We start from the raw sequence: 12099 nt of genomic DNA on the forward strand, positions 1-12099 counted from the left end.
AAAAGCGCCTGAAACCAGGCGCTTTTTTTATGTGTTTATTTTTGCTGTGGCTTATACAGGCCTTTTGAAAGTTCTGTAATCCCCTGCTGATAACTGAAAGGGGTGTAGTTAAAAGCTTTTTCAAACTTATCAGAATTAAAATTGTAGTCGTGATCGTACTGATAATACATTTCTACGGTTCCTGCCACTACTTTTTGAAACAAGCCAATCATTTGCAACATAAATTTGCCAATGGTACTAAACCTTGGTTTCACTCCGTAAATACTGGCAGCGAGTTCTATGAACTCCCGCCCTTTTAAAGGTTTGGCGGTAGGCATATGCCAAATCTGGTTGTCGCTTTCCGGATGCTGACCCAAAAGGTACAGTCCTTTTCCGGCATCGGGAATAAAGGTGAAATTGTGCAGTACATCGGGTTTTCCAATCCACTGTGCACTTTGTTTTTTAGCATATTTGTCCAGCACCATGATATCCAGAAAACTGTTCATGGAATCTGTGCCATAAAAATCGGCTGCACGGGCAATACTCGCCTGGATATTCCCGGCGGCAACTTCTCCCATTAACTTGTCGGCGACGCGGGCCCTGATTTCTCCTTTTACACTGCAGGGATTATAAGGAGTGTTTTCTGTCATCGGGCCATCCACCAGCCCATACATATATACATTGTCAAAAAAAATCAGCCTTGCCTGATTTTCCATGGCGGCATGGATTACATTTTGTATAATGACCGGCCATTGCTGTTGCCAGATCACTTTGTCGTAAACCAGGCCTGCGCAAAGATAAATAACCGAAGAGCCTTTTGTGGCTTCCAGGATTTCCTGTCCGTTAAGCAGATCGGCTTTTGTCCAGCTGATGTACGGTCCGCTGAGTTTTGATGGCCTGCGGCTAACCAGCCGTACCTTTTGTTGATTTTGGATTAATTCGCGGGTAAGTGCATTTGCAGTTGGCCCGCCGGCGCCTAATATGGTATGCATAGTTTTTCTTTTTTAATGATACCCAAAGTTACAGGCCCTGATGTATTCAAAACGTTAACAAAAGATAAGGAATAATGACCTTAATCACTGTGTACAAAAATCCTTTTTCGGATTCTGGACAGAGAAACCGGGGTAACCCCAAGGTAATTGGCAATGTAATGCTGAGGAATCCGCTGTAAAATGTCCCGTCCGGTTTCCATTAATTTAAGGTAACGCTCCTCGGCCGTCTGGTTAATGAAAGAAGCAATCCTTTCTTCATAACAGCAACAGTAATGTTCTGCCATCAGACGCCCAAAACGCTCTATTTTACAGGAAAGTATGGGGTGGTCCAAAAGGGACTGTAAATTTGTCCGGGAAATTAAAATCAGGTCTGTGGATTCCAGTGCCTGGATGTAATTCAGGGCTGGTTCCCGCTTTAAAAAACTCAGGTAGGAACTGACCATTTCACCCGAAAAGCTAAAGTAGCCTGTAATATCTGTACCATCTTTAAGCGTATAATAACGGATGGAACCTTTCGCTATAAAACCAATGGCATCACAAACTTTCCCTTGTACTACAAAATGATCTTTTTTCTGAAAACTGGAATAAGTCAGGTGACTTTTAAATATTTCCCATTGGGGCTCATCAAAAACAATATAGGGTTCCAGTTCCTTTCTGAAAAAAAGCAGTTGTCCGGCAGGAATGTCTTTTGTGTTCATGGACAAGGATTTAAAAAGTCCTTACTAAAATAAGCTTTAATTTCCGGCAAAAAAAAGAGGGCACTTAAAGGCGCCCTCTTTTTTAGTTTTTATTTAGCTATGTTGTTTCGGCATGGCCTTATCCAGATCTACCCCCAAACCTTTGGCAACAGACATTCCCAGCTGTATATCTGCCCTGAAAAAATGGCAAAGCTGTAAGTTAATGATCTGCTCTTTTCTGGGGCCGGTAATTCCGCTCATGGCAGCCACTATATTGTTCACCAGATGGGTCCTGTCTTCGGGACTCAAGGCCTTTCTGTACAGATCACCGGGTTGGGTATAGTGGTCATCATCACCTGGCGCTGCGTTTCTGTCGTACCAATCTGCAATATTTGATTCCAGTTCCCAGGCCGGCTCCTTATAAGCCGGATCAGGGATCACATCCCCAAAGCTGTTGGGGTAGTAATTTGGATCCTCATTTCCATTGTCGTCCACCCTCATTTGTCCGTCCCGGTGGTAATTGTTGACCATAAAAGGACATTTATTAACAGGAATCTGCTCGTAATTAACACCTAGCCGGTGCCTGTGGGCGTCTGCATAAGACAAGATCCGGCCCTGAAGCATTTTGTCTGGAGAAAAGCCAATTCCATCAATCTGGTTGGATGGGGCAAAGGCCGATTGTTCTACATGCGCAAAATAATTTCTTGGCACCTGGTTCAGTTCCAGTACACCCACATCAATTAAAGGATAGTCTCCATGAGGCCAAACCTTGGTTAGGTCAAAAGGGTTCCATCTGAAGTTTTTTGACTGCTGCTCAGTCATAACTTGTATTTTCAGGCTCCATTTAGGAAAATCACCACGGTCAATCGCATCCACCAGGTCCCTCTGGGAGTGGTCCATGTCTTTGGCACGCATCTGGTCTGCCTCAGGTCCGGTAAAGTTTTTGATGCCCTGTTGGGTTTTGAAATGAAATTTCACCCAAACCCGTTGATTGTCCTTATCAATCATAGAATAGGTATGGCTGCTAAAGCCATCCATATGGCGATAAGAGAAGGGGGTACCCCGGTCACTCATCAGGATCAATACCTGGTGAAGGCTTTCCGGGTTGAGGGACCAAAAATCCCACATCATGGTTGGGCTTTTCAGATTTGTCCTGGGCTCGCGTTTTTGCGTATGGATAAAATCACTGAATTTTTTGGGGTCCTTGATAAAGAAGACAGGGGTATTGTTCCCAACCAGGTCCCAGTTTCCATCTTCGGTATAAAATTTAACTGCAAAGCCACGCGGGTCCCTTTCCGAATCAGCGCTGCCTTTTTCACCACCAACGGTAGAAAATCTTAAAAAAACCTTACAGGTATTGCCAATTTTTGAAAATATCTTTGCCTTCGTATATTGAGTAATGTCATGGGTTACCTTAAAAGTTCCATAGGCACCAGTTCCTTTTGCATGCACCACCCTTTCCGGAATGCGTTCACGGTTAAAATGGGCCATTTTTTCGTGCAGAATAAAATCCTGCAACAGCAGAGGACCTCTTCTTCCAACGGATTGTGTGTTTTCGTGTTCTGCATAAGGCCTGCCCGATGCGGTCGTTAACTTTCGGTTCGTTTTCTTGTTCTCTTCCATAACGTATGTTTTTATTGAGATAAAAGTATTGACAATTAAGCACCGGGTCAAACTGCTATTTTCTATGCAGGGATAGAAGATATCTATTTGATTCAGGATTTGGGTCTGAAAGGCTGTTTCCCGGAAAGAAGTTCCCAGAACAAAATAAAGTCACTGGCCAGACTATAGCCCGGATATTGGAAGGTTGCGGGTTTGTTCTTCTCAAAAAAGAAATGCCCAACCCAGGCAAAACCATAACCCACAAAAGGAACAGCAATGAGAAACCTCAGGTCATGAAAAAGAATTGCGCCAATCAATAAGAGCACGACCAGACCTGTACCAATAAAATGAAGGATCCGGCTGGTCAGGTTACGGTGTTCAGTTAAATAGAAAGGATAAAACTCTTTTAATGATTTAAATCTGGTTTCTGACATTTTTGTTAAATAATTTGGTGTTTACGTAAAAAACTTTCCAGGTGTTTTGGGTTTTCAGTCATGAGCAAGGTTTGCAATCCGGCTTTTTTTGCACCTTCTATATGTTGCGGACTGTCGTCTATAAATAACGTTTCTTCCGGAACCAGATTGTTTTCCCGGATCACCCTTTCAAAAATTTCCACATTGGGTTTGCGCAAAAACAGGTGTTGTGAGAAATAAGCCTTTTCAAACAAATGATCTATAGATTCCATTTTAAACTCTCTTTTTAAATAATCCATGATCCACAGGTAGTGGATTTCATTGTTGTTACTCAATAGAAATGTACGGTATTTTTCTTTTACTTTCAAGAGCAGTTCATGAATTCCGGGCGGAACACCGATGAGTAAACTGTTCCAGGCAGCATCAATCTGCTGATCTGTGATTTCACTGTTACCAGCTTCTTTACGGATACCTTCTCTAAACTGGTGTGGGCTGATGCTTCCGGTTTCCAGTTCGTCAAAAATATTATTGTGCCCTTTATGGGCAAAAAAATGTTCTATACTGGTAATGCCTAATTGTTGAAGGGCTTGTTGCGCATTTTTAAAATTGATTTCAAAAATTACATTGCCGTAGTCGAAAATAATGTTCTTTATCGCTTGCATAGATATTTCAGATCCTGTATAAATTCCATGTAAATATGGAACAATAGGGCCGCAAAATCAAGCAAATTTTAAAGGGTGGCTGAGCCTCAGCCATATGAAAGTACTTTCAAGACCTCCGTTTTATACTGACGGCCAATGGGAAGTTCAAAGTGGTCAATTTCAATGCTTGAGGAATTAAAAGAGCGGATGTGGTCCAGGGAAATAATAAAGGAGCGGTGAATGCGCAGGAATTTCTCATCCGGAAGTTTTTCTTCCAGATAAGTGATCCGCTGATGGGTAATGATTTCCTTGTGCACTGTTTTTACCCTTACATAATCTTTAAGGCTTTCGATATACAGGATTTCCCTTAGAAATACCTTCACCATTTTCTTGTCCGATTTAAGATAAAGAAAGGCATCCTTTGAAATGGCTTGTACGGGGCTACTGATCAGTGAAGGTATAGAGGGCTCCTCTCCATGATATTTATTCACGGCAATCAGGAAACGCTCAAAAGGAATAGGCTTGACCAGGTAATCCAGTACATTGAGTTCAAAACCTTCCACTGCATAGTCTCGGAAAGCTGTGGTTAAAATTACTTTTGGACGTTTGTTTAAGGTTTTAAGGAAATCAAGCCCCGATAATTTGGGCATCTGTATGTCCAAAAAAAGGAGGTCTACTTTATTTGTTTGCAAATAGATTAAGGCATCCAAGGCATTGGCACATTTACCGCTCAGCTGTAAATTGTCCAGTTGGCCAATGTATTTCTCCAGAATGTCAGCAGCCAGAGGTTCGTCATCAACAATTAAACATTTTAATTTGTCCATTTTTCTAATTGAGCTTTATTTTAAGATCCGCGGTAAACCTTCCCGGTTCTTTACTGACTTTTAGTTCATGGGCATCAGGATACAGCAAGATAAGCCTTCTGCGGACATTTTGCAATCCAATTCCTCCTTTATAATTGTCCAGATCGTTTTCTTTGAGTGTTTCGGCGCAACTGTTTTCAGTTTTAAAGATCAGCCAACCTGCTTTGACTTTAACATCTACAGTTACCCAAACCTGATCGGTATCATTACTCAGGCCATGCTTAAATGCATTCTCTACAAAAGGAATGAGCAGTAGCGGGGCAATCCTCTTATGGTCCAGCTTTCCGGAAACATTGAGGGAAACCTCTAGGCGATCACTGTAACGAAGTTTTTCCAGTTCTATATAGTTCCGGATATGACTGATTTCTTTTTGAACAAAGGTGTCCCCAGATTGGGAGTCGTACAGCATATAACTCATCAGTTCGGAAAGTTTCAGTACAACTTTAGGGGCTTTGGGCGAAGATTCTAGGGTAAGCGCATATAAGTTGTTTAGGGTATTAAATAAAAAATGCGGATGGACTTGTGCTTTGAGGAAATTCAACTCTGCATTTAGTTTTTCCCGGATCATTTCCTGTTGCTGTTGTTGCTGGATAAACCATTGCTGAAAAATCCGGATCACCAGGGTAAACAGTAATACCGGGCTTAAAAACCAGAGCATGCCTTTAAACAGAAAATACCAGATAAAAATAGGGTCCGGGTGGGTGCTGTTGGCAAGAAAGACAGGCTCAACATACCATTCAGAGAGCACCCTGGTGAACAAAGAACAACAGAACAACAAAAGTATAGCTGATAAGCAGTAAAGCAGGTATTTCTGTTTGGCAAAAAAACGCGGAAACAGCACGTAAAGGTTAACATAAGCAACTAGCATTGCAGCGGGTAGGCCCTGTAATTCATTCAAAAAATATACCCTAAATCCGTCATCTCCATCTGCATGTACCCCGGTATAGACCATTACATAAGCCACCCAGAAAAGGGTATGGGTTAACAAACGGCTGCCTGCAATGTAAAAATTTGTCCTCATGGAATGCAAAGAGTTCGTTTCATAAAAGAAGCAATTTAATCATAAATGTTTTTCCTGAATCTTATTTCGACAAACAACCATTTTAGGACGCTTTACGACCTGAATTTCGTTTTTTATGAAAAAACGGACCTGTAAAAAGTTGTATAACCAGCCGCTATGGTGTTTGGGCTAATATTCAAAAAAAAGAGGTTTTGACGTGGTTCTTTTGAATAAAAAGACGATGATCAACTTATTCTTAAAAACGAAATCTATTTTACGTATTTCGGTTCTACTGGTATTTTGGAGTGTTTTATTTGCCATTTCTGCAGAAAAAAGCTTTGCACAAAATGCAAAAAACATAAAAGGGGTAATCAACGACAATAGTGGGACACCACAACCATTTGTTACCCTTGTGCTCCTGAACACCCTGCAACAGCGGGTTGTGGGCAGAACACTTTCAGATGAGCATGGGAATTTTGTTTTTGAACCTCCTGGCCAGGGGAATTACGAAATTCTGGCCTCCGCCATGGGATATGAAAGGTATAAATCACCAGGCTTTTCGATCCGGTCTGATGATCAGGTACTGCCGGAAATTAAAATTGTGTTGCAGTCAGCAGAAGGGACATTGCTTCATACGGTCAACATTATATCCAGAAAATCTGTGGTGGAAAGAAAAGCTGACCGGACTATTGTCAATGTAGATGCCATGCTTACAGCGACAGGTGGAAATGCATTGGAAGTATTGGAACAATCTCCAGGTATTGTGGTAGACAATGATCAGATCATTTTAAAGGGCAAACCAAACGTAACCATATTTATTGACAACAAACCCAGCTACCTACAGGGTAATGAACTATCAGACTATTTAAAATCCCTTCCTGCGGCATTACTCGATAAGGTAGAGATCATGAGCAATCCACCAGCACAATACGAAGCTGCGGGAAATGGGGGAATCATTAACATTAAACTAAAAAAAGGAAAGATGACCGGCTTTAATGGAAACCTGCTTTCTGAGGCTACACAAGGGAAGTATTCCAGAAGGTGGCAAAGCCTTAATTTCAATTACAGAACAGGCCGTTTTAACCTTTTCGGAAATGCAAGCCAGTATACAGGTTCGGGCTTTTCTGAATTCAACAGCAGCAGGGCCTATCCCCTGAACAACAACAGTTCCTTGCAGGGCATTACGCAAAAAAGCACTCAAATTGCTCCCGGAAACCGGATTTTTGGTAAAATTGGATTGGACTTTTTCGTTTCCCCGAAAACAACTTTTGGAATGCTCTTCAGCTATTTGAACAGAAAGTCAGAACACAGAACAAGCATCTTAAGCCGCCAGGTCTATGAACATGTACCTGATACTTTGATTTTATCGGATAACCAGGACCAGAACAGGGGCAATAACCTCAGTTTTAATTTGAACATGCAACACAATTACGACACTATAGGCAGGGCATGGACAGCAGATTTCGACTTGATCCGGTATGGAGTAAATTATCGTCTGGACAACCACAGCTACAGTCAGAATGCAGCAGGACAAGCCCTTAAGGGTACTCATGAATATTTTGAAGGCCTTTTGCCCTCAGTGATCCGCATCTATACCTTTAAAACAGATTATGTTTTGCCCTTTAATAAAAACTCCAAACTGGAAACAGGCCTGAAATCGGCATTGATTGATGACGACAACTCTTCCACTTACAACAGAACTATAGACCAGGTTGTATGGCCTGCTTACGACAGGTCCGGGCAATTCAATTATCAGGAATATATTCAGGCACTTTACCTGAATTATAGTTTCAATTTAAAAAAAATCTCTTTTCAAATGGGCTTAAGAGGAGAATATACCCTTTCCAAAGGTAAACAGGGGCAATTTGGGCTTCCCCCGGACAGTTCTTTTAGCAGGCACTACCTGAACCTGTTTCCAACTGTATTTGTTTCTTATAAAATGGATACATCAGAAAACCATGTCCTGAACCTGAGTTTCGGTAAAAGAATAGAAAGACCTAATTACCAAAACCTGAACCCCTTTGCCGCACCAAGGGACAGGTACAATTATGATATTGGAAATCCTTATCTGAAACCACAGTTTTCTTACAATTACGAGGCGTCTTATGTTTTTAAAAAGGCCTTTACATTTTCGGTTTTCTACAACCACCTCAAAGATGGAATTGATGAGGTCATCTCTGTTCAAAATGATGTGTTTTTTCACTGTTTAGACAATATCGGGAAAAAAAATATGAAAGGTTTTTCTTTGGACGGAAGTTTAAAGATTACAGAATGGTGGACCTTAAATCCAAACCTGATTTTTACCAATACCCGGTACCAGACCATTCTGGATGGGCAGCCTTTACTGTCAAAAGGCAGTAACTGGAGCCTGTCCCTTGGACAGCAGTTTAATTGGAAAGATGGATGGACAGCCGAAATAATGAGTAATTACAATTCAGCACAGGTGTACGCACAATTTGTACAAAAAGAAAACTGGTATGTGCATGCAGGGGTCGGTAAAAAAGTGTTCAACAACCGGGGCTCTGTTAAACTGAATGCCAGAGATGTGTTTTATACCCGGGTTGACCGGCAGGATTTTACAGGCATTCATGGAATTTCCGGTTACTCCAGCCGGAAATGGGATACAAGGAACATCACTTTGGCTTTGGCTTACAGGTTTGATAAAGGAAAACGGACAACTTTCAGGGCCAGAAATCCTAAAAATCAGGAAAGCAGCAGGCTGGGGGAACTGTAAGGACGTAAATTTCTGTTTAAGTTGATCTGTGAAAAAAATTAATCCTCAGATTATCAATTATAAAACAAAACCTTTCAAATAGCACATTCAGATATTTTGCAGTCTTAAAAAAAAGCTGTAATATTGCGGCCTGTAAAAATATATTACAGACCGGGCCTATAGCTCAGTTGGTTAGAGTAGAAGACTCATAATCTACGGGCTAATGAATTGAAAATGAGCTTTTTAAGCTTGACGTTTTGAAAAAAGTTTAGACAATTTTCGAAAATTTTCTAAGGGAAAAAAAGATGTTAAGGTCTTAAAAATTTTGTTTAGATTTGCCTCACGCAGGTAGCTAAAAAATGCGTACGGGCCTATAGCTCAGTTGGTTAGAGTAGGAGACTCATAATCTCTTGGTCGCTGGTTCGAGCCCAGCTGGGCCCACTATAAAACCGTTCTACAAAGAAATTTGAGGACGGTTTTTTTATTTTTTCTAGCGCTGGTTACTGCCAGCAACTATGCCTTCGGGAATCCCCCTGAAAGCAGGTTTTACATAATTTTTTGTTGAACTTCACGCAAAACCGTTACAAATACGTTACAGAAGTTTTGCGTGCTAACCTAAAGAATTATGGCAACAGTTAGCGCCAAGGTGTTCGAACACCACAAAAAAGCAGATGGAACATACAATGTAAAAATCTGTGTCCATCACAACAACCAAAGAAAGTACATTGACACTGTACATTATGTAGTCAAAAAGCAATTGACTACCAAAATGAAAATAAAGGACATTTTTATCAATGACTTAATCGATGAACAATTGAAAGGCTATCGAAAGGTTATTAGTGAACTTGGCGAGAAGCTCAACTTCTTTAATGCCGAAAGTCTAAAGGACTACCTGCGTGACAAAGATGCCGACGTAGATTTTATTAAGTTCTGTTCTGAACACATTGCGCAGAGCGAAAAGGATGGAAAAAAAGGTACTGCACACAACCATCGTGTCGTGCGTAATAGTTTAGTTGACTATTTTAAAAGGGACGCTGTTTCCATAACAGAAATCAATTCTAATATGCTTCTTTCCTATGAACGCTATTTAAGAAGTGAACGTACCCTGGTCCGGCCAAGTGGACAGAAGAACATTACAAAACAAACAAAGAGCAAAGGATTAGCTGATAGTGGACTTTATAACCACATGCGTGACTTGCGAACACTTTTTAATGCCGCTCGTAATATGTATAACAATGAAGACCTTGGCATTTATCGCGTAAAACACTATCCGTTTAAAAAATATAAAATAGGCTCAGCACCTCTCACGAAAAAAAGAAATAACACTTTAGAGCAGATAACAACAATTCGAGACTGTGTAACAACACCAAATAGCCGGGCAGAAATGGCAAAAGAACTATATATGCTTTCTTTTTATCTCTGTGGTATGAATGCGGTAGATTTTTATCATTTGACAAAAGGAAATATTAGGAATGGCCGGATAGATTACAACAGGTCGAAAACAGTAGACCAAAGAAAGGATGATGCTTTTATCAGCATAAAAATAATCGATGAAGCAAGACCATTGTTGGAAAAATACTTAGAAAAACTTTCTGTACGGTATATAAACTCCAATGGATTAAACAAAGCTCTTGCAATGGGAATGAAACAACTAAGAAAGATAACCGGATTAGAAAAACTTACACTTTATTGGGCCAGACATAGTTTTGCTACAATAGCCCGAAATTCTTGCAGAATGAGTAGAGATGACGTAGCGCAGGCATTAAATCATGTCGATAGCGAACATACTACTACAGATATTTATATTGAAAAAGATTGGCGCATTGTTGATGAAGTACAAATTAAGGTTGTTTCCTTGTTAAGACGTTTAGATGCTAAAATGTTAAAAATAAAAAGCAAAACGTCCATAAAAAAAGCTGCTTAAAACCAGTACCTGCATAGTTATTATCAAATTATGCAGGTACATAAATTAATTATTAAAAAATATTAAATTTGAATAGCATGAAAAATTTAATTCTATTTTTCCTGACATGCCTAATCGCAACCGGAGCCTTTTTGGCAGGCACAACTATGAAAAATCCGCTCCCTGCATTTATTGTAGGATTTGGAGTATGGCTATTATTTCTGTACAGAATGGCAAGAAAATAGTTTCAATCAAGGAATATTAGCTTTTAAATACTCTTAGCTGCTCCAGGTTTCCACGGATGGACATATACCAAGATTTAAACTTATCCATTTCCTGAGGTAATCGTTTTTCTACAAAGAGATGGTACAGTATTAAGATAAGGTTGTGTGCATGTAATGTTACTTGTTGCGCATCTTTTGGATTACGTAACTGCACTACACCTGCATCAGCTCCAGTCGTTAAATTGCCCTTGATAACTTCTTGTCCATGAACAGAGCCAGACCAAGCGCGGTAAAAAATCTCATACATACCCTGCCGATTAAGTCTCGTGGCCAATTGTTCTAAATTTGGTGGACCTCCATATAGCTGATACCAGGCAGGTTTCTTCTTTCCAGAGGCAACCACTTTTTGGTATTCAGTTTCTACTTCTTTGTACAACGGCAGATCCAACATATCTCTAATCAATTTAGATTGGGCATCAATACCAGGGATGTTGGAAATAGCTAGGCCTGATGGCATAATCTTGTCTGCTTTCATCTTTTGAGACATTTGTTTATTTGCATCACTACCATCCATTATTTTATCAATGAAAGATATTTCTTTATGATAATTGCACACTAGGAAAGCAAGGGCACGGTTGTTTCAAGTGCTTAAGCCCATTTTTTTATCTGTAACTTTCAAGGAGAATTCAGTAAGTAAGGTAAATAGCAGCTTTTAGAGCTATTAATTTACTAGAGGCTGGGACTTTGTTCTTTTAGAAGATTAGGATGGATTAAATCGCCTTATTTGAGGCGGTAAACTATATCTGTATGCAGACGCTATTTTTAGGCGCCTGGTTTCTAAGATATGTAGTTGGGAATAGGATTGGATCAGCTTTAGCTGCTTTGGATAGTTTGTTCAGCAGTGTTGGTTATATTTGTTCAGGAGAAGGGAACTTTTTAACTTACTCGGCAACCTATTCAGCGGCCACTTTGCTCCGAAATGAGAGGGTCACTTTTGGGTTCTTCCCCACTTTTGGTGGTAATTATGATAATTGAAGGCTAATGTTCGTTAGAAATTAATGAACCTTGCGAATCTAATTTTCTCTTCTGCTG

At 40.3% G+C, this 12099-nt stretch carries 10 protein-coding genes, 1 tRNA gene and 1 pseudogene; 4 read left to right on the forward strand and 8 right to left on the reverse strand.

Annotated elements, in window-relative coordinates:
• Positions 1-35 precede the first annotated feature (35 nt).
• The 7 genes from B0O44_RS24615 to B0O44_RS24645 form a co-directional block, all read right to left on the reverse strand.
• Complete coding sequence (locus tag B0O44_RS24615) at positions 36-971, reverse strand: NAD-dependent epimerase/dehydratase family protein (RefSeq protein ID WP_110834770.1); 936 nt, start codon at positions 969-971, stop codon at positions 36-38.
• Between the two features lie 80 nt (positions 972-1051).
• Positions 1052-1669, reverse strand: coding sequence for a Crp/Fnr family transcriptional regulator (locus tag B0O44_RS24620; RefSeq protein ID WP_110834771.1), 618 nt, complete (start codon positions 1667-1669; stop codon positions 1052-1054).
• Positions 1670-1762: 93 nt separating this feature from the next.
• Positions 1763-3271: a catalase gene (locus B0O44_RS24625; RefSeq protein ID WP_110834772.1), complete on the reverse strand. Its 1509-nt coding sequence runs from the start codon at positions 3269-3271 to the stop codon at positions 1763-1765.
• 92 nt (positions 3272-3363) lie between these two features.
• Positions 3364-3684, reverse strand: coding sequence for a DUF962 domain-containing protein (locus tag B0O44_RS24630; protein WP_110834773.1), 321 nt, complete (start codon positions 3682-3684; stop codon positions 3364-3366).
• Between the two features lie 5 nt (positions 3685-3689).
• Positions 3690-4325, reverse strand: coding sequence for an HAD family hydrolase (locus B0O44_RS24635; RefSeq protein ID WP_110834774.1), 636 nt, complete (start codon positions 4323-4325; stop codon positions 3690-3692).
• 86 nt (positions 4326-4411) lie between these two features.
• Entirely contained in the window at positions 4412-5128 is a 717-nt protein-coding gene (locus tag B0O44_RS24640; protein WP_110834775.1) for a LytR/AlgR family response regulator transcription factor, read from the reverse strand.
• A gap of 4 nt (positions 5129-5132) precedes the next feature.
• Entirely contained in the window at positions 5133-6188 is a 1056-nt protein-coding gene (locus B0O44_RS24645; RefSeq protein WP_110834776.1) for a sensor histidine kinase, read from the reverse strand.
• 220 nt (positions 6189-6408) lie between these two features.
• Here B0O44_RS24645 and B0O44_RS24650 point away from each other — a divergent pair, with 220 nt between their 5' ends.
• The 3 genes from B0O44_RS24650 to B0O44_RS24660 all read left to right on the forward strand — a co-directional run bounded on the left by B0O44_RS24650 (position 6409) and on the right by B0O44_RS24660 (position 10804).
• Entirely contained in the window at positions 6409-8901 is a 2493-nt protein-coding gene (locus B0O44_RS24650) for a TonB-dependent receptor (RefSeq protein WP_110834777.1), read from the forward strand.
• Between the two features lie 346 nt (positions 8902-9247).
• A tRNA-Ile gene (locus B0O44_RS24655) sits at positions 9248-9321 on the forward strand.
• A 184-nt stretch (positions 9322-9505) separates the two neighbouring features.
• Positions 9506-10804, forward strand: a complete 1299-nt coding sequence (locus tag B0O44_RS24660; RefSeq protein WP_110834778.1) for a site-specific integrase — start codon at positions 9506-9508, stop codon at positions 10802-10804.
• Between the two features lie 240 nt (positions 10805-11044).
• On the opposite strand, the pseudogene B0O44_RS24665 reads toward B0O44_RS24660, so the two are convergent.
• Positions 11045-11629 (reverse strand): annotated as a pseudogene (locus tag B0O44_RS24665) (DUF5677 domain-containing protein); the annotation flags it as partial.
• 185 nt (positions 11630-11814) lie between these two features.
• Here B0O44_RS24665 and B0O44_RS24670 point away from each other — a divergent pair.
• On the forward strand, positions 11815-12042 hold the full coding sequence (locus B0O44_RS24670) for a hypothetical protein (protein WP_110834780.1): 228 nt from the start codon (positions 11815-11817) through the stop codon (positions 12040-12042).
• Positions 12043-12099 lie beyond the last annotated feature (57 nt).

This window comes from Pedobacter nutrimenti (genome assembly GCF_003208655.1).
GTDB classification, from domain to species: Bacteria; Bacteroidota; Bacteroidia; order Sphingobacteriales; family Sphingobacteriaceae; genus Pedobacter; species Pedobacter nutrimenti.

Coding starts and splice junctions, on each gene's coding strand:
- B0O44_RS24615 (WP_110834770.1), bottom strand. CDS start 971: ATGCATACCATATTAGGCGCCGGCGGGCCAACTGCAAATGCACTTACC.
- B0O44_RS24620 (WP_110834771.1), bottom strand. CDS start 1,669: ATGAACACAAAAGACATTCCTGCCGGACAACTGCTTTTTTTCAGAAAG.
- B0O44_RS24625 (WP_110834772.1), bottom strand. CDS start 3,271: ATGGAAGAGAACAAGAAAACGAACCGAAAGTTAACGACCGCATCGGGC.
- B0O44_RS24630 (WP_110834773.1), bottom strand. CDS start 3,684: ATGTCAGAAACCAGATTTAAATCATTAAAAGAGTTTTATCCTTTCTAT.
- B0O44_RS24635 (WP_110834774.1), bottom strand. CDS start 4,325: ATGCAAGCGATAAAGAACATTATTTTCGACTACGGCAATGTAATTTTT.
- B0O44_RS24640 (WP_110834775.1), bottom strand. CDS start 5,128: ATGGACAAATTAAAATGTTTAATTGTTGATGACGAACCTCTGGCTGCT.
- B0O44_RS24645 (WP_110834776.1), bottom strand. CDS start 6,188: ATGAGGACAAATTTTTACATTGCAGGCAGCCGTTTGTTAACCCATACC.
- B0O44_RS24650 (WP_110834777.1), top strand. CDS start 6,409: ATGATCAACTTATTCTTAAAAACGAAATCTATTTTACGTATTTCGGTT.
- B0O44_RS24660 (WP_110834778.1), top strand. CDS start 9,506: ATGGCAACAGTTAGCGCCAAGGTGTTCGAACACCACAAAAAAGCAGAT.
- B0O44_RS24670 (WP_110834780.1), top strand. CDS start 11,815: ATGCAGACGCTATTTTTAGGCGCCTGGTTTCTAAGATATGTAGTTGGG.